This window comes from Actinomycetospora atypica, assembly GCF_042653685.1.
GTDB lineage: Bacteria > Actinomycetota > Actinomycetes > Mycobacteriales > Pseudonocardiaceae > Actinomycetospora > Actinomycetospora atypica.
Map to the genome: position 1 here is coordinate 1 of NZ_JBHSIV010000046.1, position 23,207 is coordinate 23,207.

Genomic DNA, 23,207 nt, shown 5'->3' on the forward strand with positions numbered 1-23,207 from the left:
GTCGCGGGCCGCCGGGAGAGCACCGCCCGGCCCGACGACGCCGACGTCGCGGTCGCGCTGGCCGAGGCCACCCGCGCCCGCGGCGGCCGCGTGGTCGCCACCGGCGGCTGCTTCGACCTCCTGCACGCGGGCCACGCCCGCACCCTCGCCGCCGCCCGCGACCTGGGCGGCGACGACGGGGTGCTGGTCGTGTGCCTGAACTCCGACGACTCGGTGCGCCGGCTCAAGGGAGCCACCCGCCCGATCGTCGGCGAGAACGACCGCGCCGAGCTGCTCGCCGCGCTCGGCTGCGTCGACGCCGTGGCCGTCTTCACCGAGGACGACCCGCAGTCGCTCATCGCCCGGCTGCGCCCCGACGTGTGGGTCAAGGGCGGCGACTACGCCGCCGACGACCTGCCCGAGGCGCCGCTGGTGCGCTCGTGGGGCGGCGAGGTCGTCGCCGTCCCGTACCACGCCGGGCGGTCGTCGACCCGTCTCGCCCGGTCCCTGGAAGCCGTCTCGTCCCCTGCGCCCGTCTCGTCATCTGCAACCGGAGGAACTCTGTGAGCTCGCCCCGCACGCCCGGCACCGTCCTCGTCACCGGGGGGTCCTCCGGACTCGGCGCCGCCGTGGCCGACGCCGTCGCCGCCGCCGGCGGGACGCCCGTGGTGCTCGACCTCAAGGCCCCCGACGCGGGCCACGCCTTCGTCGAGGTCGACCTCGCCGACACCGCCGCCGCGCAGAGCGCCGTCGCCCGGGTGATCGACGAGCAGGGTGGCCTCGACGGCGTCGTCACCGCCGCCGGCATCGACCGCTGCGGCCGGATCGTCGACGTCGAGTTCACCGAGTGGGAGCGGGTGATCGCCGTCAACCTGCTCGGGACCGCGGCCGTCGTCCGCGCCGCGCTGCCCTCGCTCGCCGAGCGCCAGGGCAAGGTCGTCACGGTCTCCTCGACGCTCGGGGTCAAGGCCGTGTCCGACGCGACCGCCTACTGCGCCTCGAAGTTCGGCGTCGTCGGGTTCACCCGCGCGCTCGCCGCCGAGTGGGCCGGCCAGGTCGGCGTCACCCTGCTCGTGCCCGGCGGGATGTGGACCCACTTCTTCGACGACCGCCCCGACCAGTACAAGCCCGGCTCGGACGCCCAGCTCAACGACCCCGCCCAGACCGCCGACGCGGTGCTCTACGCGCTCACCCGCCCCGCGGGCAGCGAGGTGCGGGAACTGGTGGTCGCGGCGTCCGGCGAGTCGTCCTACCCGTGATCGTCGGCCACCGCGACCAGGGCGCTGGGGACGTCGTCGTGCAGCGCCAGCACCCGGTCGAGACCGGTGATGCGCAGCGGGCGGCGCACCGTGCGCGCCGACGCGGCGAGCAGCAGCGGCACGCCCCGGTCGCGCAGGTCCTCGGTCGCCTCGAGCAGCAGGGTCATGCCCGCGGAGGCGAGCAGGGCCACGGCGGAGAGATCGAGGACCACGGCGCGGGGGGTCGCGCTCAGCGCCTGCTCGATGGCCCCGCGCACCGTCGCGACGGCCGAGGCGTCCACGTCGCCCGCCACGGCCACCACCGCCGCGCCCGAGTCGGCGCGGACCGCGACCTCGACGGCGCCCGGCTCGGGGCCCACGGGGTCGTCGGGATGCACTCGGCCTCCAGGGACACGTCCGTCCCCGGCGGCACGACGTGCAGGGGCGGGGGGCGACGGCGGGGACCGGGGGCACGTGGCTGGACCCCGCGGTGGCGGTCCCCGAACCCTAGCGAGAGCACCCGGGAGCGGCGAGAGCCGCTCGTCGACCACCTGTCCGATCGGAGGTGCACCACCCCGTGTCGATCTCTGTGACCGCCCCGCTCGAGAGCGCGCCGCTCGCCGCCGACCTCCCGCGCCGCCTCGCCGAGGTGGCGCCGCGGGTGGTCGTCGTCGGTGACGCCGTGCTCGACTGCTGGCTCTCCGGGCCCACCCGCCGGCTCTCCCGCGAGGCCCCCGTGCCCGTGGTCGAGGTCGACGTGACCCGCTGCGCCGCGGGCGGGGCCGCGAACACCGCCGTGAACCTCGCCGCCCTCGGCGCGCGGGTCTCGCTCGTGGCCGTGGTGGGCGACGACGACGACGGCGCCACCCTGCGGCGCCTGCTCGACGAGGCCGGGGTCGACACCTCGGCGCTGCTCGTCGCCCCCGGCCGCCCCACCGCGGCGAAGCGGCGCATCGTCGCCGACGACGCGATGGTCGCCCGGTACGACACGGTGCCCGCCGACGGCACCGTCGAGGGCTTCGCGGCCGTCCTGGCCGACGCCCTCGACGCCGGGCCCGACGCCACCGTGGTCTGCGACTACGCCGTGGGCGGGCTCGACGACGCCGCGGTGAGCACGGTCGCCGCGCACCGCGACCGCCTCGGCGTCCTGGTCGTGGACGCGCACGACCTGGCGCGCTGGGCCCCCGCCGGCCCCGACGTCGTGACGCCCAACGCGGGCGAGGTCGCGGTCCTGCTCGGCCGCGCTCTCGACGGCGCCGACCGGGTCGCCGCCGCCGAGGCCGCGGGCGGCGAGCTTCGCACCCGCGCAGGCGCGGCGACGGTCGTCGTCACCCTCGACCGCGACGGCGCGCTGCTGCTCCCGCCCGACCTGCCCGCGCACCGCACGTGGGCGCGGCCCGCCCCGGAGAGCCGGGCCTGCGGCGCCGGTGACTCGTTCACCGCGGCCCTGACCCTCGCCCTCGCGGCCGGCACCCCCGGCCCCACGGCGGTGGAGCTGGCGCAGGCCGCGGCCGACGTGGTGGTGGGCCGCACCGGCACCGCCGTGTGCTCCACCGCCGACCTGTCCTCGCGGGTCTCGGCCTCGGGGGAGTCGCTGTCGAGCGCCGCCGAGCTGGCGCGGCTCGTCGCCGACCACCGCACCGCGGGCCGCCGGATCGTGTTCACCAACGGCTGCTTCGACGTGGTGCACCGCGGCCACGTCGCCTACCTCAACCAGGCCAAGCGGCTCGGCGACGTGCTCGTCGTGGCCCTGAACACCGACGAGGGCGTCGCGCGGCTCAAGGGCCCGGGCCGGCCCGTGAACCCGCTGGCCGACCGCGCCGCGGTGATCGGCGCGCTGTCCTGCGTCGACCACGTGGTGTCCTTCGCCGAGGACACCCCGGTCGCGCTGCTCGAGGCCGTGCGCCCCGACGTGTACGCCAAGGGCGGCGACTACACGGCGGCGATGCTCACCGAGAGCCCCGTGGTCACCGCGTACGGCGGGCGGGTCGCGATCCTCGACTACCTGCCCGACCGGTCGACCACGGCCGTCGTCGAACGAATCCGCGCCCGTGGTTGATCTCGACGTTCTCGTCCCCACCAAGGACCGCCCGGTCGAGCTCGCCACCACCCTGGCCGGGCTCGCCGCGCAGGCGGGCACGGGCGGGCCGTCGTTCCGGGTGGTGGTCTCCGACCAGTCCGACGGCGACGCGTCGTTCGACACCGCCGCGGCCGCCACGATGGCGCGGGTGCTGCGCCACCGCGGCGTCGAGGTGGAGCTGCTGCGCCACCTGCCCCGGCGCGGGATCACCGAGCAGCGCGCGTTCCTGCTCTCCCGCGCCACCGCGCCCGCAGTGCTGTTCCTCGACGACGACGTCTGGCTCGAGCCCGGCGTCCTCGCCCGCCTGCACACCGCGCTGCGCGAGCTGGGCTGCGGCCTGGTCGCCGCCGCGATGCAGGGCCTGTCCCACCTCGACGACGACCGCCCCCACGAGCGGGCGAGCTACGAGCGCTGGGACGGCCCGGTGGTCCCGGAGCGGATCGAGAAGGAGTCGGGACCCTGGCAGCGCTGGCGCCTCGGCAACGCCGCGAACGGGATGCACCTCGCCGCCGCGGAGGGCCTGGACGTCCCCGGCGGCCCGGTCCCCGCGCCGTCGTCGTACGTCGCCTACAAGATCGCCTGGGCGGCGGGCTGCGTGCTGTTCGACCGCGCCGCCCTGCTCGACGCGGGCGGGTTCGACTTCTGGCGCGACGTCCCCGCCGACGCCCACGGCGAGGACGTGTTCGTCCAGCAGCGCGTCATGACCCGGGCGGGCGCCGCCGGGGTGCTGCCCAGCGGCGCCTACCACCAGGAGTCGGCGACCACCCTGCCCGACCGCGGGGCCTCGGCGGTCGACCTGCTGGCCGGACGGTGAGTGTCAGCACTGCGGCCATGCTGACACCCAGCGTCACAATCGGACCAGGTACGGATCAGCGCCCCTTGAGCGCCGACACGGTCGCGAGGACCCGCCGGTCGCGCAGCAGCTCCTCGAGCGAGAGCGGCAGCGGGATCCGCCAGTTCGGGTAGGCGTCGGTGGTGCCGGGCAGGTTGGGCTGGCGGACCTCGTCGAGCACGTCGGTGAACGAGGCCAGCACGATCCGCGACGAGGCCGTGGCCAGCAGCCGGTGCAGCGCGGTCACCACCTCCTCCTCGGAGGCGTCGGCCCGCTCCAGCGCGCCCTGCGAGACGAGCAGGTCGAGCAGCTCGGTCCGCTCCGTGGCGGCCTGCTCCCGGGCGGCGTCGACGTCGGTGAGCAGCCCGGCCTCCGAGCGCGCGCGGACGTGCTCGTCGCGCAGGAAGCCGGTGGCCGTCGGCAGGTCGTGGGTGGAGATCGTCCCGAGGGTCATCGGCTCCCACGACGAGGGCGGCAGCAGGTCGCCGGAGGGGCCGCGCTGGAACCACAGCACCGAGCAGCCGAGCATGCCGCGGTCGGTCAGCCCCTCGGTCACCTCCGGCTCGACCGTCCCGAGGTCCTCCCCGACGACGACCGCGCCCGCCCGCGACGCCTCGATCGCCAGCACGGCGAGCATCGCCTGCGCGTCGTAGGAGACGTACGTGCCCTCGGTCGCCGGGCGGTTCGGCGGGATCCACCAGAGGCGCCACAGCCCGGCGACGTGGTCGATGCGCACCCCGTCGGCGTGGCGCAGCACCGCGGCCAGCATCTCCCGCAGCGGCGCGTAGCCCGACGCGGCGAGCCGGTCGGGCCGCCACGGCGGCAGCGACCAGTCCTGGCCGCGCTGGTTGAAGCCGTCCGGCGGGGCGCCGACGTGCACGCCGGGGGCGAGGAACGACTGCAGCGCCCACGCGTCCGCGCCGTCCGGCGCGCACCCCACGGCGAGGTCGGCGATGAGGCCCACCGACATCCCGAAGGTCGCGGCGTGGGCGTCGGCGAGCTGCCGGTCGAGCAGGCGCTGGCACCAGGCGTGGAAGGAGATGCGGTCGGCGAGGTCCTCGCGCGCGGCGGGGATGCCGGGCGCGTCGGGGCCGCGCAGGTCCTCGGGCCAGTCGCGCCACTCCGGGCCGTGGCGCTCGGCGAGCGCGTACCAGGTGGCGACGTCGCGCAGGTCGTCGGGCAGGGCCGCGACGGCGGCGCGGTGCTCCGCGGCGAGCGCGTCCCCGGTGTCGTCCCCGGAGTCGCCGCGCCCGGCACCGGGCACGGGCGGGAGGGCGTCGTCGCGCTCGAGCGCGCCGACCGAGGCCGCGAACGGGCGCAGCAGGGAGAGGGCTGCGCGCTTCGACGCCCAGACGGCGTCGTAGTCGATCAGGGCGCCGGCGTCGCGCTCGGCGAGGGCGCCCGAGTCGGGGGCGAGGCGGTCGACCGCGTGGCGGACGTGCGCGGGCGCGGCCCGGTAGGCCGGGGTGGCGGTGACACGCAGCGAGACCGGGTGCAGGAAGCGCCGAGACGACGGCGAGTACGGCGAGGACTCGACGGACGGGTCGAGGCGCAGCGCGTGCAGCGGGTTGCACAGCACCGCGCCCGCGCCCTGCCCGGCCGCCGCGGCGAGCAGGTCGCGCAGGTCGGTGAGGTCGCCGCAGCCCCAGGAACCGGCCGAGTGCAGGGAGTACAGCTGCACCATCCAGCCCCACGTGCGCGGCACCTCCGCGAGGCGCTCCGGCGCCACGAGCACGGCGGCCTCGGCCGCCCCGCAGCGGAGGTGGTGGTAGCCGACCGGGAGGTCCTCGAGCACCGTCACCGACCGGACGCCGCCGTCCTCCAGGGTGAGCTCCCCGGGCTCGGGCAGATCCACGGCCGCGTTCCCGACGACGAGGGTCGGCGGCAGGGCGGTGCCGCGGCGGTCGTCGAGGGCGGCGCGGACCGCCTCGTCCGTGGACGCGTCGACGTCGAGGGCGGCGAGCACGTCGACGACGACGTCCGCGGACACCTCGACGGTCTCGTCGTCCGCGCTGCGGTACGTGGTGGCGACGCCGTGGGCGGCGGCGAGTGCCGCCAGGTCGGCGGACACAGCTCCGACAGACACCGGGCTCCTCTCGTGGGCGCCCGCGGACCGGGCACCGTCGTAGGTGGCCCAGCATTCCCGGTGCGGGCGCCCGGCACCCGTGAGGTCCCCGGTGGAGCCGCGGGGCTCAGTGCGAGCGCGGGTACGGCACGTGCGGGCCGCCGTGGCGGGCGACGAGGCGGTCGGCCACGTCGGACGCCGACGTCCGCGGACGGCGCACGGTCGCGAGGGACTCGATCTGGGTGCCGGTGAGGCCGGACAGGCCGGAGAGCGCGGTGCGGACCGCGGGGACGGTCCAGCCGCGCTCGAGCAGCAGGTGCACCAGGGCGAGGGCCGAGCCGCGGTCGCGGCGGGCGCGGGCGACCAGGGCGGTGAGGTCGCCGGGGAGTTCGGCGGGGGCGGGAGCGGGCTCGACGTCGTCGAGCGCGGGGAGCACGGCCGGGTCGGGGAGCGGCGGGATGATGACGTCGGCCGAGTCGGGCCGGGTGGAGATGGGGTCGAGGAGCACGGGCACCTTCCGTTCGGGTACATCGGAACTGCGACAGCACTACCAGAATCGGCACGCTGTGTGACAGGCAAACGCGCGCCGGGTCACGCGGAGGTCAACAGTCCGCGTTCCCTGACCACCGGGATCGAGAGCGTGCGGTAGCCGACCTCGTCGAAGAGCACCACCACCGTGTCGTCCTCCACCGTCTGCACCACGCCGCGGCCCCACTCGTCGTGGGCGACGGCCTCGCCCGGGGTCGGCTCTCCGTGGGACGCCCCGGAGCGGCCCCCGGGATCGCCGACGTCGCCCGCGTCACAGTGGTCGCAGAAGCCGCACGGGTCCTCGCGCGGTTCGCCGAGCGTCTCGAGCAGCGTGCGGCGCCGGCAGCCGCCGCCCTCGGCGTAGCGCCGGACCAGCTCGACCTTGCTCACCTGGCGCTGCCGGCTGCGGACCACGAGCTCGGCCGCGGCCTTCGCCACCTCGATGGCCGGGTCCTCGCACGGCCCGGCGCCGAGGCGGCGGGCGGGGAGCTGGCGGGCGGAGCCCCCGACGACGAGCGCCGGCACCGCCCGCGCGAGCGCCGCCTTGCTGACCCCGGCGGCGTCGGCGAGCTCGGACTGGACCACGCCCTCCTCGCGGTGCAGTCGGACCGCCTCGACGACCGTCGCGAGCGCGGCCGCCCGCGCATCGCGCCCGGAGGCGAACAGGCGGGGCCGGGCCAGGTCCTGCGGCCGGTGGAAAAGCACCGCCCACGCGGAGCCGCCGTCGCGGCCCGCGCGCCCGATCTCCTGGTGGTAGGCATCGATCGAGGTCGGCACGTCCCCGTGCACCACCCAGCGGACGTCGGGCTTGTCGATGCCCATCCCGAAGGCGCTGGTCGCGACGACGACGTCCAGCTCGCCCGCCATGAAGGCGTCCTGGACGCGCTGCCGGTCCTTCTTGGGGAGCCCCCCGTGGTAGGCCCCCGCGCTCACCCCGGCCCCGGTGAGCCGGTCGGCGACGAGCGTGGTGTGCCCGCGGGTGGTCACGTAGACAATGCCGGCGCCCTCGGCGGCCACCACGGTCTCGACGACCTGGTCCCACTTCGCGCCTTCGTCGTGCAGGAGGCGGACCGCGAGGTGCGTGTTCGGCCGGTCGACGTCGCGGACCACGACGCACGCGTCGGGGATGCCGAGGAGGTCGAGGATCTCCTCGCGGGCCGGCGCGGAGGCGGTCGCGGTGAGGGCGAGGACCCGGGGCGACCCGAGGGCCCGCACCACGGGGCCCAGGGCGAGGTAGTCGGGCCGGAAGTCCGGTCCCCAGTCGGACACGCAGTGGGCCTCGTCGACCGCGACCAGCGTCGGGGCCGCCGTCCGCAGGGCCGCCAGCACGTCGGGCCGGGCCAGCTGCTCGGGGGAGGTCACGAGGACCTCGAGCTCGCCCGCGACGAAGCGCTCGAGGTCGCCGCGGCCGACCTCGGAGTTGAGCGCCCCGGTGGGCACGCCCGCGTCGCGGAGGTGGGCCACCTGGTCGCGGTGCAGCGACAGGGTGGGGGAGACGACCACGGTGCGGCGCCCGAGGACGTCGCCCGTGATGGCGTAGATCGCGGTCTTGCCCGCCGCGGGCGGCAGCACCGCGAGGGTGTCGGAGGCGAGCGCCGCGAGCACCGCGGCGCGTTGCCCGTCGCGCAGTGCCGCGTCCGCCCCCAGGTACCGGGCGGTGGCGGCGTCGACGGCCTCGAGGAGCTCGGGGGACACGGGGCCGCAGGGGCCCTCGACCTCGGTCGCACGATCGTTCACGGCGCCGGGATGGGCCGGGGTCGGTCGCCGGAAACACCCGGTACGAGGGACGGACCGGTGGGTAACTCCGCCCGGTGACGCTCGTGCGAGTCGACCCGAACGGCCCCGGTCTGGGGCGCCGTCGTCGGGGGAAGGGCTTCAGCTACCACGACCTGACCAGCGGGGACGCGGTCACCGATCCGGAGACCCTCGACCGGGTCACGGCCCTGGTGATCCCGCCCGCCTGGCGCGACGTGTGGATCTGCCCCCGCGCCGACGGCCACATCCAGGCCGTCGGCACCGACGTAGCCGGCCGCCGCCAGTACCGCTACCACGACGAGTGGACCGCGCAGCAGTCGCGCGAGAAGTTCGCCCGCGTCGCCCGGCTCGGCGCCCACATGCCCGAGGTGCGGCGCGCGCTCGCCAAGCGCCTCGAGCCCGACGGCCTGGGGCGCGACCGGGTGCTGGCGGGCGCGGTGTGGCTGCTCGACCTCGGGGTGTTCCGCGTCGGCGGCGAGGAGTACGCCGACCGCGACCGCTACTCGGAGGCCTCGTTCGGCCTCGCCACCCTGCGCCGCGAGCACGCGACCGCGCGCAAGGACGGGTCGGTGCAGTTCGACTACGTGGCGAAGGCCGGGGTGCCGCGGCACCTGACCATCGCCGACGAGGCGACGCACCGGCTGGTCAGCTCGCTCAAGCGGCGGCGCGGCGGCGGCGACGAGCTGCTGGCGTGGAAGGCGGTCCGCAAGCGGGAGACGATCTGGCACGACGTCACCGCCGACGACGTCAACGACGCCGTCCGCGAGGCCGTCGGCGAGGAGTTCACGGCGAAGGACCTGCGCACCTGGAACGCCGGGGTGGTGGCCGCGGTCGCGCTCGCCACCCGCGTCGACGCCGACGGCACCCCGCCCGGGGCCGAGCGCAAGCGCAAGGCCGCGGTCACCCACACCATGAAGACGGTCGCGGCGCAGCTGGGCAACACGCCCGCCGTGTGCCGCAGCTCCTACGTCGACCCGGTGCTCGTCGACCACTTCGAGGCCGGCCGCACCGTGGTCGAGGCCGTCCGCAGCGCCGACCCGTCCGACCTCTCGATGCGCGACCGCGTCGAGGCCGCGGTGCTCGAGCTCGTGACCTCCCGGCCCGACTGACCGTGCGGGGGTCGGTCGCGTCAGCCCGCGACCGACTCCGGGGTCATCTCCGACCAGATCGTCGTGCCGTCGACGTGGCGGCGGATGCCCCACTCGCGCGACACCGCGGCCACCATGGCCAGGCCGCGCCCGCGCGGCGAGGACGTCGGCGGGGCCACCCACGTGGCGGCCTCGGGGATCGCGTGGCCGACGCCGTAGTCGCGCACCGTCATCCGCAGGGTGTCGCCGCGGCCCTCCACCTCGACCACCGAGGCGCTGCTCGCGTGCTCGACGGAGTTCGTGACGAGCTCGGTCACGACGATCTCCGCGGCCTCGCGCACCTCGTCGCCGACGCCCCAGCGGGCGCAGACGTCGCGGACGTGGGCCCGGGCCCGTCGGGGGGCGTGCGGGTCGACCGAGAAGCGCCACCACTCGCGGAGCAGGGTGGGGCGGTCACCGAGGTGCGCCAGCGCCCGCGCGACGTCGTCGAACACCGGCACCCGGTGGGCGACCCCCGAGCTGGTGAGCAGGGCCCGCAGCGTCGGGTCGGGGCCGGCGATCGCGAAGCACGCCGCCGGCCACCCGCCCGCGCGCGAGAGCGCCTCGGTGAAGGCGTGGACCACCTCGGCGTGCTGCGGGTGCAGGCCGGCGGCGTCGACGACGACGTGGCGGTACCGGACGAGGACGTCGGCGAGGCGCCCGACGAAGTCGGACCGCGCCGGTCGGTCGAGGTCGCCGCGCACCGTCGCCACCATCGCGCCGCCCGGGGACGGCGCAGGCCGGATCTCCCACTCGAGCTGTTCCACGACTCACCTCGCGGCCGTGTTACCCCGCCCCGACCCGGGCCAAGCGCGGCGGGGGAGACCCGGCCGCGCCATGATGGTGACCATGACCTCTGCTGCCTCGGACGAGGCCGACGACGGTGCCGCCCCGGACCGGACGTCCTCCCCGCTGACCGCCGCGGCCGAGAGCGGCGCCGGCGAGGGGGCCGGGACGGCCGAGCTCGTGGAGTCCCCGGGCGCGGTGATGCGGGTGGCCGGCATGGTCGGCAAGCTCATCGAGGAGGTGCGCTCCGCGCCGCTCGACGAGGCCGGCCGGGCGCGGCTCGCCGACATCCACGCGCGGTCGATCACCGAGCTGGGCAAGGGTCTCGCCCCGGAGCTGCGCGACGAGCTCGCGCGCATCTCGCTGCCGCTGGGCACCGACGCGGTGCCCTCGCAGGCGGAGCTGAGGATCGCGCAGGCGCAACTGCTGGGCTGGCTCGAGGGGCTGTTCCACGGCATCCAGAGCGCGGTGCTCGCGCAGCAGATGGCGGCGCGCGGCCAGCTCGAGCAGATGCGGCGCAGCCCGGCGCTGCCGGGCGCGGAGGTCCAGGTCGACGGGGGCCAGTACCTGTAGGGGACGTCCCCGGGGCTCAGCCCTCGAGGATGACCTCGCCCTCGGCGGGGATCTCGCGGCGGCCGCGGCGCAGGGCCGAGCGGCGCTCGTCCTCGGTCAGGCCGCCCCACACGCCGTAGGGCTCCCGGGTCGCGAGGGCGTGGCGGCGGCACGGGTCGAGCACCGGGCAGCTCATGCACACGCGCTTGGCCTGGCTGGCGCGCTGCTCGCGCCGCGGGCCGCGCTCGCCGTCGGGGTGGAAGAAGAAGCTCGAGTCCATGCCGCGGCACGAACCGTGCAGCTGCCAGTCCCACTCGTCGATGATCGGTCCGGGGAGCAGACGCACATCAGCCACAGGATCCTCCAGGGCCACAGGGGCGCCGCAGCGGAGCCCGGTGAGTCGATCGACCCCGCGGGGCCGCGGCGGGTATAGCCGGGAGGTCGCGGTCACAAACCCGATCGCGTCACCCGGTCGGACGCCGCCGGGCGTGGAGACGTGTCATCGGTCGCCGCACCACCCTGCGACGGTTCTGCCACCCTGTGTCGCGAGTAGTGTCCGCGGCAGTGGGTATCGTGCGGCCGATGTGATCGCACGGAGCCGTCGTACGGCCCGAGCCATCGTCACGAGGAGTTCACTGGATGTCTGAGAGCGGGAACGGGGGGCGGGAGGCCGTGGCCACCGAGGACGACTTCTCCACCGAGGAGCCGATGGGCGTCGACGTCCAGCGCTCGGGCGAGACGTCGGTGATCCGCCTGTCCGGTGAGATCGACATGCTGACTACGCCGGCGCTGCGCGCCAAGGTGACCGAGGAGCTCGCGGCCGGGATCCAGGTCCTGGTGCTCGACATGCTGGCCGTCGAGTTCCTGGGGTCCAGCGGCCTGGCGCTGCTGGTCGAGGCGCTCGACGAGTCGCGGACCCGCAGCGTGGTGCTGCGCCTGGTCGCCGACAGCCGGCCGGTGAGCCGGCCGCTGCAGGCGACGGGGCTGACCGACCTCTTCGAGATCCACACCACCGTCGAGGACGCCCTCGCGGCCTGACCGGCCCTCCGGCGGGTCCTCGCCGCCGACACGCTCGTCGTGAGGCGGTGGTGACCCGCGGCGGGTGCGCCGATACGGTGACGCGCACGGCGGGGTGCGCGGCCGTCGGCCCCCGCCCGGCGCCGTCCGACCGCCTCGACCAGCCCATCCAGCCCGCCGCGAACGGAGACCAGCAGTCGTGCAGATGCCCGAACCGCAGCAGCGCGTTCCCGAGGTCCCCGCTGCGGGCGTGGCGACCCAGGTCGACGGTCTGGCCGACGCCACGAGCCTCGCCGAGGTCCCCAGCCCGGTCGAGGTGCGCGTGCACGCCGACCCGGCGCTGATCCCCTCGATCCGGGCGGTCGCGGCCGACCTGGCCGCGCGCGCCGACTTCGACCTCGACGCCGTCTCCGACCTGCGGATGGCCGTCGACGAGGCCTGCTCGGCGCTCGTCCCGCTCGCCGCGGCGGGCGGACAGCTGCGGTGCGGCTTCACGGTGATCGACGGTCGCGTGGCGGTCGTCGCGCGCGTCCCGGTCTCCGAGCCCACCACGCTGCGCCAGGACACGTTCGGCTGGCGGGTGCTCGACACGCTCACCGACGCCGCCGAGGTCCTCGACCGCGACCCGTCGTGGATCGGTATCCGGTTGCTCAAGGACCGGACGACGGCGTGAGCCGCCCGGCCGAGCAGGGGAGACGCGAGGACTCCTACGCCCACCTCGCCCCTCTGCTCGCGGAGCACGCCGGCCTCCCGGCCGACGACCGTCGTCGGGAAGCGCTGCGCGACCGGCTCGTCGAGGGGTACCTGCCCCTGGCCCGCCACATCGCGCGCCGGTTCTCCCAGCGGGGCGAGCCGCAGGAGGACCTCGAGCAGGTCGCCACGGTGGGCCTGATCCACGCCGTCGACCGCTTCTCCCCGGAGCGCGGGTCCGACTTCCTGTCCTATGCGGTGCCCACCATCACCGGCGAGGTCCGCCGCTACTTCCGCGACAAGGCGTGGTCGACGCGCGTCCCGCGCCGGCTCAAGGACCTGCGCCTCGCGATCGGGTCGGCCATGCCGGCCCTGTCGCAGGAGCTCGGGCGCGCCCCCACCGCGGGCGAACTCGCCGAGCGGCTCTCCCGCCCCCGCGAGGAGATCCTCGAGGCGCTGGAGGCGGCCAACGCGTACCGCTCCAGCTCGCTCGACGACATGCTCGTCGACGACCCGTCCTCGGGCCGGCTCGCCGACGTCCTCGGCACCGACGACGACGAGCTCGTCCAGGTCGAGCACCGCGAGACCGTGCAGCCGGCGCTGCGCCGCCTCCCCGAGCGGGAGCGGACGATCGTCATGCTGCGCTTCTTCGGCGGGATGACCCAGACGCAGATCGCCGAGCGGGTCGGGGTGTCGCAGATGCACGTCTCACGCCTGCTGACCCGCACCCTCGCCACGCTGCGCCAGGACCTCACCGAGGAGAAGAGCTAGCGGCTCTCACCGCCGGACGGTGTGGCCGCCGTCGTCGTCGTGCCGGGTCCGCCCGGTGCGCGCGAGGAACTCCAGTAGGGGCACGGCCACCCGGCGCGTGGTGCCCAGGGCCTGCCGGGCCGCCGACACCGTGAACGGTTGGTCGAGCTCGGCCAGCCGCTCCACGGCCCGGTCGGGCGCGTCGGGGAGCACGTAGATCCCGTCGGCCACCTTCGCGAGCTCGCCGGCGCGCACGGCCGCGCCCAGCTGCTTGGCCCGGAGGCCGAGCTCGTCGAGCCGGTTCGCGTCGGGGGCGGCGAACGGGGCCTGCTCGAGGTCCGCGCGCAGCGTCGCCAGGGCCGCCCGCACGGCCGGGGGCAGCCCCCCGTCGCCGGGGCGCAGGATGCGTCCGCCGTCGGCGACGAGGTCGGGGCACCGCGTCAGCACCAGGTCGACCAGCTTCGGGTCGGGCAGCTCGAGTCCCCGCTGGGCCGCGCGCGCGGGCAGGCCCGGGTCGAGCGGCTCGGTGGCCGCGTGCTCGGTGACCAGCACGACGAGCCGCGCGGCCAGCATCTCGAGGTGCGCGGGGTCGACCAGCCACCCGCCCGCCTGCGGGACCCCGTCCGTCGGCCCGGTGATCCCGAGGCCGGGGAGGTCGGCCACGCGCAGGACGCGCCGGCGGCGCAGTTCGAGGGCGAGCCCGGGGGAGCCGTCGGAGCCCGCGAGGTCCTCGGCCCGCGCCCGCGCCGCCCCGCGTCGGCGCAGCTCCGGGGGCCGGACGTCGAGGACGGTCACCCCGCCGAGCACGGCGTGCGCCCCGGGGTCGCGCAGCAGGGCGTGGTCGCCGGGGCGCAGCGGCAGCGGGGCGCGCAGGGTCAGCCGGACGGTCCGGGTGTCGGGCTCGGCGTCGGGGGCGTCGTCGCGGGACAGCGGCCGCACCCGGGCCGCCACCGCGGCCGACCCCACGTGCAGCATGACCTCCGCGGGCAGCTTCGGGAGGCCCCCGACGGCGCTCGATCCCCGCGGGGCCCGCAGCCGCACGTCGACGACCGACGCGGCCAGCCACCGGCCGGGGGAGAGCAGCGCGTCGCCGCGCCCCACCTCCTCGAGCGACACCCCGCGCAGGTTCACCGCGACCCGCGACACCGCGGGCGCGGTGTCCACCGGCGACCCGAGGGACTGCAGCCCGCGCACGGAGACCGCCCGCCCGCCGAGCTCCAGCTCGTCGCCGACCGTGAGCCGGCCCGCCCCGAGGGTCCCGGTCACCACCGTGCCGGCCCCGCGGATGGTGAAGGCCCGGTCGACCCACAGCCGCACGTCGGCGTCGAGGTCGGGCTCCGGCAATCGGTGGGCCAGGGCCGCCAGCTCGGTCCGGAGATCGTCGAGCCCCTCGCCCGTCGTCCCCGACACGCACACCGCGGGCAGCCGCCCGAGCGTCGACTCGGCGAGGTGCTCCAGCGCCTCGTCGCGCGCGAGCTCGGGGTCCATGAGGTCCGAGCGCGTCACCACGAGGACCCCGTCGCCGACCCCCAGGGCGTGCAGCGCGTCGAGGTGCTCGCCCGACTGCGGCATCCACCCCGCGTCGGCCGCCACCACGAACATCGTCGCGGGCACCGGCCCCACCCCGGCCAGCATCTGCGTCACGAACCGCTCGTGGCCCGGGACGTCGACGAACGCGACGGTGTCGTCCCCCAGCGCCGTCCAGGCGAACCCGAGGTCGATCGTCATGCCGCGCCGGCGCTCCTCGGCCCAGCGGTCGGGCTCCATCCCGGTGAGCGCCCGGATCAGCGTCGACTTGCCGTGGTCGACGTGCCCGGCGGTGGCCATCACCTTCACGACGACGGGTCCGGACCGGAGCGAACGGCACTCCCGATGCTTCTAGGTGCGCGAGAGTGTCGTTCGCTCCCGCCCACCGCGCCCACCGCGCGCACCGCCGCCGCGAGGCGTTCGTCGTCGGCGGGGGCGACCGAGCGCACGTCGAGCACGCACCGGCCGTTCTCCACCCGCCCGACCAGGGGGATCGCCCCCACCCGGAGCGCGGCGGCGGCCTCCTCGGGCAGCGCGACGCCGGCGCTGGGGAACTCGACCCCGGGCCCGCCGCCCCCGCCCACCACGGCGCGGCAGTCGACCACCGGCGCGTCGATGCCGTGCACCGCGAGGTCGGCCGAGATCGCCCGGGCCCGCGCCCGCAGTCCCTCGACGTCCGCCTCGAGCATGGCGCGCACCGGCGGCACCGGTCCGCGCAGCGTCGCCTCCAGCGCGGCGAGGGTGAGCTTGTCGACGCGCAGCGCCCGGGCCAGCGGGTGGCGGCGCAGCCGCTGGACGAGGTCGGCGTCGCCGAGCAGGAGCCCGGCCTGCGGGCCGCCGAGCAGCTTGTCGCCGCTCGCGGTCACCAGCGGCACCCCGGCACGCAGCTCGGTGGCGGCGTCGGGCTCGTCGGGCAGCAGCGGGTGCGGCGCGAGCAGGCCCGAGCCGATGTCGGACACCACCGGCACCCCGAGCCCGGTCAGCTCGCCCGCCGGCACGCTGGAGGTGAAGCCCTGCACGACGAAGTTCGACGGGTGGATCTTCAGGATCATCCCCGTGTCGGGACCGACCGCGCGCGCGTAGTCGTCGCGGGTGACCCGGTTCGTGGTGCCGACCTCGCGCAGGCGCGCGCCGGTCGACTCCAGCAGCTCCGGGAGGCGGAACCCGTCGCCGATCTCGACCATCTCGCCCCGGGCGATCACCATCTCCCGGCCCGCGGCGAGCGCCGTCGCCGCGAGGATCAGCGCGGCCGCCCCGTTGTTGGCCACGTGGACCGCGCCCGCGTCCGGCACCGCCGCGGCGAGCGCCGCCAGGGCCCCGGCCCCCCGACGACCGCGCCCGCCCGTCACGAGGTCGAGCTCGACGTCGGTGGTGCCGGCGGCGGTCGTCAGGGCCTCGCGGGCGGCGTCGGAGAGCGGCGCCCGCCCGAGGTTGGTGTGCAGCAGGACCCCGGTCGCGTTGATCACGGGCCGCACGCTCGCCGCCGACCGCGGCAGCTCCGCCACCACCTCGTCGACGACGGCCTCGGGGGCGATGTCGCCGCCCCGTGCCCGCTGCTGCGCCGCGGCGACGACCTCCTTGACCCGCGCCTTCCCGACGACCGCCACGGCCGCCGCCACGCGCGGCTCGGCCAGGACCGCGTCGGTGCGCGGGATGCGCCGCCGGAAGTCGGTGTCGGTCATGCGGTCCAGGATCCCCCCACCGCGACGACGGCCGACGACGCCATCCCCACCAGCACGACGACCAGCGTCACGGTCGCGAGGAGCCGCCGCGGGAACGAGCGCCGGACCATGAGCAGCGAGGGCAGGCTGACCGCGGGCAGGGTCACCAGCAGCGCGGCCGCGACCACGGGTGAGACCCCGGCGGCCAGCAGGGCGGCGACCACCGCGATCTCCGCGCCGGTGGGGACCGGCAGCAGCGTCCCGGCCGCCGCGAGCAGCACGACGATCCCGACGACGAGCGCCCCGTGCAGGTCACCCAGCCCCGCGCCGAGGGGGAACAGCACCCCGCGCAGAGCCCCGAGGGCGACCACGAGCACGAGGTACTCGGGCAGCAGCCGGACCGCGAGCCCGCCCAGCGCGGCGAGGAAGCGCGTCGGCAGCGGGCGGTCGTCGTCGACCTCGGCGATCTCGGTGGACGCCTCCGTCCCGTCCGCGCCCGGCAGTCCCCGTCGCGCGGCGAGGGCCCCGCCGCCGACCACGGCGAGCCCCGCCGCGAGCCGCAGCGCCGTCCAGGCGGGCGGCAGCACGAACGCGCAGAAGACCAGCACCACCGGGTTCAGCGCCGGGCTGGCCAGCCAGAAGGCGAGCGCGGCCCGGACGTCGGCGGCCCGCCGCCGCAGCCCCACGGCCACGGGGGCCGCGCAGCAGCTGCACATCATCCCGGGCATCGCGAGGGCCCCGCCCGCGACGGTGCCCCGCCCCCGCCCGACGAGGCGCGACAGCCACGCCGCGGGCAGCACGGTCTGCACGGCCGCGGCCAGCACCAGGCCGGCCACCAGGGCGGGCCAGATCGCGAGGAAGTACGTGCCCGCGAACGCCAGCCCGGCCGACAGCGACACCCCCGGCGGCGCGTCGGCCCCGGCCGTGAGGATCGACTTCCCGAGCGAGCCCGACTCCGCGACCGCGGGCACCTTCACCCAGTACGGGCCCCACTTCGCCCACAGCAGGAGCAGGGCCGCGAGCACCCCGACCCCGGCCGCGAGCGCCCACGGGGGCGCCGACCGACGGGACCCCGACGACAGGACGCTCATGCCCGACGATTCTGCTCGCCGGGCGCGCCCCCCGCCGTGTCTGGGAGCCGGGGCCTACGAGCCCGCGGCCGGGACGAACTTCCGGTCGGGCGGGGTGCTCCCGGCCTGCACGGCCTCCTCGCGGCGCCGGATGCGCTCGCGCTGCGGGACGACGATGTGCGCCGGGTCGTTCGCCGAGGCGATCCCAGCGTCGAACACGGCGAACCGGGTCAGCGCGGAACCGGTCATGAGCGCGACCCCGGACAGGGCCGCCGACCACCGCTTCCGCCGTCCGACGGCGGCGCCCACCGCCCCCGCGACGAGGCACGCCTTCGAGATCGTCAGCAGCGTCTTCGCGCGGCCCTTCTCGTAGACGTCGGCGAGCATGCCGAGGTCCTGGGTCATCTTCCGCTCGGTGGCGAGCTCGACCACGGCCCCCGCCACGGCCAGCCGGGCGGCGGGCTCGTTGTCCCGGGTCGAGGCGAACACCAGCCCGAGGCCGCCGCCGGCCGCCGCCGAGCTGCCCGCGAAGAGCACCGGCAGGTGCCGGTGCGCCTCGTGCCACGTAGGCACGGCGGTGTTCGAGAACAGCACCGCGGTGTAGGTCGCCAGGGCCGGCCCGACGACCGCCGTCGCGACGCCCGCCGCGTTCCCGGCCTGGTGGACGAAGCGCCCGCCCCGCCGCGACCCGAGGTAGCCCTCGAGGGCCTCGGCCGCCGCCGTGGCGGTGGCGAAGGCGGCGAAGGGGGAGAGGATCCACGACCCCACCGACAGCGGCGAGGTCGGCTTGAACACCCGCAGCATGTGCAGGAACCGGCTCGGCCGGTGCAGGTCGTGGATGAGGAAGACCGTGCCGCCCATCGCCCCGCCGACGGCGGCGTAGCGCCCGGCCCGGCGCAGCGACGGCCGGTCGGTGGCCGACGCCATCGCCGCCAGCACCGAGGACGAGCCCGCGAGCCCGCCCAGGAACAGGTAGAGCGGGACGTCGGGGTTCTTCCACACGGGCGCCTTGATGATCGGGCGGCCGTAGTAGGAGCGGAACTCCGCCTCCGGGACCATCAGCTGCTCGCCCTTGCGGCCCTTGCGGCGCCGGCGCGGCTTCACGGCGTCGTGGTCGACGCCGCGTCGCTCGGGCATCCCGTGCGGGTTGAGGTCCTCGGTCGGAACTCCGGTCATCGCCGTCCTCCCCAGAACGCCGCGACCACGGCGGCCCCGAGGCCGACCGCGGTGAGGGCCGCGTTGCGCCACATCTCGGGCAGGTCGCGGGTGGTGACGATCGGGTCCGGCGGCATGCCGTAGACCTCCGGCTCGTCGAGGAGCAGGAAGAACGCGGCGTCGCCGCCGACGCCGTCGTTCTCGTCGCGACCGTAGAGCCGGGCCTCGCTCACGCCGAGCCCGTGCAGCTCGGCGAGCCGCGCGTCGGCCGTGGCCTGCAGCTCGTCGAGGTCGCCGAACTGGATCGACTTCGTCGGGCAAGCCTTCGCGCAGGCGGGCTCGAGCCCGCTGCCCAGCCGGTCGTAGCAGAGCGTGCACTTGTGCGCGCCGCCGTCCGACCCGCGGACGTCGATGACGCCGTAGGGGCACGAGGGCACGCAGTAGCCGCAGCCGTTGCAGATGTCGTCCTGGACCACGACGGTGCCGAACTCGGTGCGGAAGAGCGCCCCGGTCGGGCAGTTGTCGAGGCACCCGGCGTGCGTGCAGTGCTTGCAGACGTCGGAGGCCATGAGCCAGCGGACGTCGCGCTCGTCGTCCGGGGTCTGCTGGCCGTGCGCCCCCGAGTCGGGCAGCAGGGAGAGCAGGTCGATCGTGCCCTCGCCGGTGCCCCCGGGTCCGGGCGGCGCCGTGGCGGCGTCGCGGGCCTTCGGCAGCGCGCCGCCGCCCATCGCCGGCAGGCCCGACGGCAGGTGCCCGGTGGTGACCCCGTCGACCGAGGGCGGGCCCCCGTGCGCGAGCGTCGCCGACCCGTGCGGGCGGACGTCCTCGATGAAGGCGACGTGGCGCCAGGTCGAGGCCCCGAGGTCGCCGGTGTTGTCGTAGGACATCCCGGTGAGCCGGTAGAGGTCGCTCGCGTCGGTGCCGTCGTCGGGCACCAGGTTCCACTCCTTGCAGGCCACCTCGCAGGCCTTGCAGCCGATGCAGACCGAGGTGTCGGTGAAGAACCCGACCCGCTTGGGGTGCCCGCCGTCGAACCCCGCGTCGGCGGCGGGGTCGGTCAACGGCCCGTAGAGGGAGTTCGCCGTCCCCGAGAACGCGTCGAAGAGGTTGGTCATGTAGTGCCTCCCGGCTCGACGCCGGCCTTGCGCCGGTAGGACTCCACGAACTCGAGCAGTGCGGGCCCGCGGGGCCGCCGCCCGGGCTGGATGTCGCAGGTCGCGACCTTGGACTCCTGGATGTGGACGTTCGGGTCCATCACGACACCGAGCAGGTCGTTCGCCGGATCACCGGTCGAGAGCCCGTTCGAGCCCCAGTGGTAGGGGAGACCGATCTGGTGGACCGTCTGGTCCCCGATCCGCAGCGGTTTCATGCGCTCGGTCACCACCACCCGGGCCTCGATCGCGGTGCGCGCCGAGATGAGCGTGGCCCACCCCAGGTGCTCGAGCCCCCGCTCCCGGGCCAGCTCCGGCGAGACTTCGCAGAAGAACTCCGGCTGGAGCTCGGCGAGGTAGGGCAGGAACCGGCTCATCCCGCCCGCCGTGTGGTGCTCGGTGAGGCGGTAGGTGATGAAGGAGTACGGATACACCTCGCTCTGCGAGGGGTTGATGCGGTTCCACGCGCGGTCGATCCGCTCGAGCGCCGGGTTGTCCTGCTGGTCGTGCAGCAGGTTCGCCACGGGCGACTCGACCGGCTCGTAGTGCGTGGGCATCGGCCCGTCGGCGAGCCCGGCCGGCGCGTAGAGCCACGCCTTGCCGTCGGTCTGCATGATGAACGCGTCGGTGCCCGACAGGGCGTCCTCCGCGGTCGCACCCTCCTCGGGCACGTAGGACGGGGGCTTCGTGGCCTCGAAGTCGGGGACGTCGTGCCCCGTCCAGCGCTGCTGCTCCTCGTCCCACCAGACGTAGGCCTTGCGCTCGCTCCAGGGCTTCCCGTCCTTGTCGGCCGAGGCGCGGTTGTACAGCGTGCGGCGGTTCGCCGGCCACGCCCAGCCCCACTCGGCGGCCACCCAGTCCTGCTCCGAGCCGGGCTTGCGCCGGTCGGCCTGGTTGACGCCGTCGGCGTAGACCCCGGTGTAGATCCAGCACCCGGCCGTCGTCGAGCCGTCGGCCCTGAGCTCGGTGTAGCTCGAGAGCGGGTGGCCGTCGGCGTCGTAGCCGTTGATCTCGCCGAGCACGTGCTCCGGGTCGGGCTCGTCGTGGATGCCGAACGTCGGGTAGTCCCACGTGAGGTCGAGCAGCGGCCGGTCGCGCTCGTCGGTCGAGCCCGCCAGCTTCTCCCGGATCTTCTTCCCGAGGTGGAAGTAGAAGTGGAGCTCCGAGCGGGCGTCGCCCGGCGGGTGCACCGCCTCGCGGCGCCACTGCAGCAGCCGCTGGGTGTTGGTGAACGTCCCCGACTTCTCCGTGTGGTTCGCGCACGGCAGGAAGAAGACCTCGGTCCCGATCTGGTCGGTGACCATCTCCCCGGTCTCGATCTCGGGCCCGTCCTTCCAGAACGTGGCCGTCTCGATCATCTGCATGTCGCGCACGACGAGCCAGTCGAGGTTGGCCAGGCCGAGGCGCTGCATCTTGCCGTTGGCGTGCCCGATCGCCGGGTTCTCGCCGACCACGAAGTACCCGAAGGTCTTCTTGTCGATCTGGTCGCGGACGATCCCGTACGTGCCGTGGTCGCCGGTCAGGCGCGGCATGTAGTCGAACGCGAAGTCGTTCTCGGGCGTCGCCGCGTCGCCCCACCAGGCCTTCAACAGGCTCACCATGTAGGTGTCCATCCGACCCCAGAAGCCCGTCTTCGCCGCGTCGGCGTCGAGGTAGCTCTGCAGGTCGGTGTGCAGGTTGGCGTTCGGCATGGGCATGTAGCCCGGCAGCAGGTCGTAGAGCGTGGGGATGTCGGTCGACCCCTGGATCGAGGCGTGTCCGCGCAGCGCGAGGATGCCGCCGCCCGGTCGCCCCATGTTGCCCAGGAGGGTCTGCAGGATCGCCGCGCCGCGGATGTACTGCGCCCCGACGCTGTGGTGGGTCCAGCCCACCGAGTAGACCCACGCGGTCGTCCGGTCGCGGCCCGAGTTCGCCGTGATGGCGCGCGCCACCTCGAGGAACTGCTCGACGCCCATCCCGCAGACCTGCGCGACCGCCTCCGGGGTGTAGCGCGCGTAGTGGCGGCGCAGCACCTGGTAGACGCAGCGGGGGTGCTGCAGCGTCTCGTCGCGCTGCGGGGCGCCCGTGGCGTTGGCAGCGTCGCCGACGCCCCCGGCGCTGTCGGAGCCCATCGCCGCGTGGTGCTCGCGGAGCTGTGACTCCCAGTGGTCGCGCTGCCCGGCGGCGGGCGCCACGTACTCGGCGCCCTCGAGCTGCCAGGAGATCGGGTCGTAGCGCCCGGTCTCGGCGTTGAAGCCCGAGAAGAGCCCGGCCATGTCCTCGGTGTCGACGAACTCCTCACCGACGATGTCGGCGGCGTTGGTGAACGTCTCGACGTACTCGCGGAAGTCGAGCCCGTTCTCCAGCACGTAGCTGATCAGCCCGCCCAGGAACGCGATGTCGGCGCCCGCCCGGAACGGCACGTGCATGTCGGCGACCGCCGACGTCCGCGTGAACCGCGGGTCGACGTGGATGATCTTGGCGCCGCGGCGCTTCGCCTCCATCACCCACTGGAAGCCCACGGGGTGGGCCTCCGCCATGTTCGATCCCTCGATGACGATGCAGTCGGAGTGGATCAGGTCCTGCTGGAAGTTCGAGGCCCCTCCGCGGCCGAAGCTGGTCCCCAGACCGGGGACGGTGGCGCTGTGTCAAATACGCGCCTGGTTCTCCACCTGGATCGCGCCGAGCGCCATGAACAGCTTCTTGATGAGGTAGTTCTCCTCGTTGTCCAGCGTCGCGCCGCCGAGGCTCGAGAAGCCCAGCGTGCGCCGCAGGACGCGGCCCTCGTCGTCGGTGTCCTGCCAGCCGCGGCGGCGGGCGTCGATGACCCGGTCGGCGATCATGTCGACCGCCGTGTCGAGGTCGAGGTCCTCCCACTCGGTGCCGTACGGCCGGCGGTACTTGACCGTCGTGACGCGGCTGGGGCTCGTCACCAGCGAGGTCGACGCCGACCCCTTGGGACACAGCCGCCCGCGGGAGACCGGCGAGTCGGGGTCGCCCTCGATCTGGGTGACGCGCCCGTCGCGGACGTAGATGTTCTGGCCGCAGCCGACCGCGCAGTACGGACAGACCGACTTGACGACCTCGTCGGCCTCGTCGGTGCGCGGGCCGAGCGCCTTCGTACGGGGGCTCTCGACCGCAGCGCCGCGGGCCAACGGGTCGGACCCCGTCGCCTGTCGGAACATCGGCCACTCACCGAGCCAGGTGCGGACACCCAAGGGAACTCCCAGTTGCCGTGGTGGTGGTGCGGCCCGCTGGTCTGCAG

General features: G+C 75.6%; 21 protein-coding genes. 9 read left to right on the forward strand and 12 right to left on the reverse strand.

The genetic code is table 11. From position 1 onward, the window contains the following. Positions 1-546 (forward strand): adenylyltransferase/cytidyltransferase family protein (locus ACFPBZ_RS26425; protein WP_378039100.1); only part of this gene is annotated, 546 nt, incomplete at its 5' end. Next, positions 543-1,238, forward strand: coding sequence for an SDR family oxidoreductase (locus ACFPBZ_RS26430; RefSeq protein WP_378039101.1), 696 nt, complete (start codon positions 543-545; stop codon positions 1,236-1,238). The genes ACFPBZ_RS26425 and ACFPBZ_RS26430, both read left to right, overlap by 4 nt. Here ACFPBZ_RS26430 and ACFPBZ_RS26435 read toward each other — a convergent pair. Beyond that, positions 1,229-1,615 (reverse strand): STAS domain-containing protein, encoded by a 387-nt coding sequence (locus tag ACFPBZ_RS26435; protein WP_378039102.1) that lies wholly within the window; start codon positions 1,613-1,615, stop codon positions 1,229-1,231. The genes ACFPBZ_RS26430 and ACFPBZ_RS26435 overlap by 10 nt on opposite strands. A gap of 179 nt (positions 1,616-1,794) precedes the next feature. On the opposite strand from ACFPBZ_RS26435, the gene rfaE2 reads away from it, so the two are divergent. Continuing rightward, a complete protein-coding gene (rfaE2, locus tag ACFPBZ_RS26440; RefSeq protein ID WP_378039103.1) occupies positions 1,795-3,276 on the forward strand; it encodes a D-glycero-beta-D-manno-heptose 1-phosphate adenylyltransferase in 1,482 nt (493 codons plus the stop codon). Then, a complete protein-coding gene (locus ACFPBZ_RS26445; protein ID WP_378039104.1) occupies positions 3,269-4,111 on the forward strand; it encodes a glycosyltransferase family 2 protein in 843 nt (280 codons plus the stop codon). Before rfaE2 ends, ACFPBZ_RS26445 begins: the two co-directional genes overlap by 8 nt. A gap of 55 nt (positions 4,112-4,166) precedes the next feature. Here the strand turns inward: ACFPBZ_RS26445 and ACFPBZ_RS26450 are convergent, their stop codons facing one another. The 3 genes from ACFPBZ_RS26450 to ACFPBZ_RS26460 form a co-directional block, all read right to left on the reverse strand. Next, the gene (locus ACFPBZ_RS26450) at positions 4,167-6,215 is read right to left on the reverse strand and encodes a 4-alpha-glucanotransferase (protein ID WP_378039105.1); all 2,049 of its coding nucleotides are present in this window, start codon (positions 6,213-6,215) and stop codon (positions 4,167-4,169) included. A gap of 106 nt (positions 6,216-6,321) precedes the next feature. Beyond that, a complete protein-coding gene (locus ACFPBZ_RS26455; RefSeq protein ID WP_378039106.1) occupies positions 6,322-6,702 on the reverse strand; it encodes a hypothetical protein in 381 nt (126 codons plus the stop codon). Positions 6,703-6,785: 83 nt separating this feature from the next. Next, complete coding sequence (locus ACFPBZ_RS26460; RefSeq protein ID WP_378039107.1) at positions 6,786-8,459, reverse strand: RecQ family ATP-dependent DNA helicase; 1,674 nt, start codon at positions 8,457-8,459, stop codon at positions 6,786-6,788. Between the two features lie 74 nt (positions 8,460-8,533). On the opposite strand from ACFPBZ_RS26460, the gene ACFPBZ_RS26465 reads away from it, so the two are divergent. Further along, positions 8,534-9,586, forward strand: coding sequence for a DNA topoisomerase IB (locus ACFPBZ_RS26465; RefSeq protein WP_378039108.1), 1,053 nt, complete (start codon positions 8,534-8,536; stop codon positions 9,584-9,586). 20 nt (positions 9,587-9,606) lie between these two features. Here the strand turns inward: ACFPBZ_RS26465 and ACFPBZ_RS26470 are convergent, their stop codons facing one another. After that, positions 9,607-10,371: an ATP-binding protein gene (locus ACFPBZ_RS26470; RefSeq protein WP_378039109.1), complete on the reverse strand. Its 765-nt coding sequence runs from the start codon at positions 10,369-10,371 to the stop codon at positions 9,607-9,609. A gap of 82 nt (positions 10,372-10,453) precedes the next feature. Between ACFPBZ_RS26470 and ACFPBZ_RS26475 the strand changes: the two genes are divergently transcribed. After that, entirely contained in the window at positions 10,454-10,963 is a 510-nt protein-coding gene (locus ACFPBZ_RS26475) for a proteasome activator (RefSeq protein WP_378039110.1), read from the forward strand. Positions 10,964-10,979: 16 nt separating this feature from the next. Here ACFPBZ_RS26475 and ACFPBZ_RS26480 read toward each other — a convergent pair whose 3' ends face one another. Then, on the reverse strand, positions 10,980-11,297 hold the full coding sequence (locus tag ACFPBZ_RS26480; protein ID WP_378039111.1) for a WhiB family transcriptional regulator: 318 nt from the start codon (positions 11,295-11,297) through the stop codon (positions 10,980-10,982). A 284-nt stretch (positions 11,298-11,581) separates the two neighbouring features. Between ACFPBZ_RS26480 and ACFPBZ_RS26485 the strand changes: the two genes are divergently transcribed. The 3 genes from ACFPBZ_RS26485 to ACFPBZ_RS26495 all read left to right on the forward strand — a co-directional run bounded on the left by ACFPBZ_RS26485 (position 11,582) and on the right by ACFPBZ_RS26495 (position 13,420). Then, on the forward strand, positions 11,582-11,980 hold the full coding sequence (locus tag ACFPBZ_RS26485) for an STAS domain-containing protein (RefSeq protein ID WP_378039112.1): 399 nt from the start codon (positions 11,582-11,584) through the stop codon (positions 11,978-11,980). Positions 11,981-12,164: 184 nt separating this feature from the next. Then, positions 12,165-12,632: an ATP-binding protein gene (locus ACFPBZ_RS26490; protein WP_378039126.1), complete on the forward strand. Its 468-nt coding sequence runs from the start codon at positions 12,165-12,167 to the stop codon at positions 12,630-12,632. Further along, a complete protein-coding gene (locus tag ACFPBZ_RS26495; RefSeq protein ID WP_378039113.1) occupies positions 12,629-13,420 on the forward strand; it encodes an RNA polymerase sigma factor SigF in 792 nt (263 codons plus the stop codon). The genes ACFPBZ_RS26490 and ACFPBZ_RS26495 overlap by 4 nt, the downstream gene beginning before the upstream one ends. Before the next feature lie 6 nt (positions 13,421-13,426). Here the strand turns inward: ACFPBZ_RS26495 and selB are convergent, their stop codons facing one another. The 6 genes from selB to fdh are packed head-to-tail and all read right to left on the reverse strand — an operon-like array spanning position 13,427 to position 23,160. Further along, positions 13,427-15,235: a selenocysteine-specific translation elongation factor gene (selB, locus tag ACFPBZ_RS26500; protein WP_378039114.1), complete on the reverse strand. Its 1,809-nt coding sequence runs from the start codon at positions 15,233-15,235 to the stop codon at positions 13,427-13,429. Further along, positions 15,232-16,608 carry an L-seryl-tRNA(Sec) selenium transferase gene (selA, locus tag ACFPBZ_RS26505; protein ID WP_378039115.1) on the reverse strand — a complete coding sequence of 459 codons (1,377 nt, stop codon included), beginning with the start codon at positions 16,606-16,608 and terminating at the stop codon, positions 15,232-15,234. The genes selB and selA overlap by 4 nt, the downstream gene beginning before the upstream one ends. Next, complete coding sequence (locus tag ACFPBZ_RS26510; RefSeq protein ID WP_378039116.1) at positions 16,605-17,678, reverse strand: permease; 1,074 nt, start codon at positions 17,676-17,678, stop codon at positions 16,605-16,607. The genes selA and ACFPBZ_RS26510 overlap by 4 nt, the downstream gene beginning before the upstream one ends. Before the next feature lie 54 nt (positions 17,679-17,732). Next, on the reverse strand, positions 17,733-18,833 hold the full coding sequence (nrfD, locus tag ACFPBZ_RS26515) for an NrfD/PsrC family molybdoenzyme membrane anchor subunit (RefSeq protein WP_378039117.1): 1,101 nt from the start codon (positions 18,831-18,833) through the stop codon (positions 17,733-17,735). Further along, entirely contained in the window at positions 18,830-19,927 is a 1,098-nt protein-coding gene (locus ACFPBZ_RS26520; protein WP_378039118.1) for a 4Fe-4S dicluster domain-containing protein, read from the reverse strand. Before ACFPBZ_RS26520 ends, nrfD begins: the two co-directional genes overlap by 4 nt. Continuing rightward, entirely contained in the window at positions 19,924-23,160 is a 3,237-nt protein-coding gene (gene fdh, locus ACFPBZ_RS26525) for a formate dehydrogenase (protein ID WP_378039119.1), read from the reverse strand. The genes ACFPBZ_RS26520 and fdh overlap by 4 nt, the downstream gene beginning before the upstream one ends. Positions 23,161-23,207: the final 47 nt, after the last annotated feature.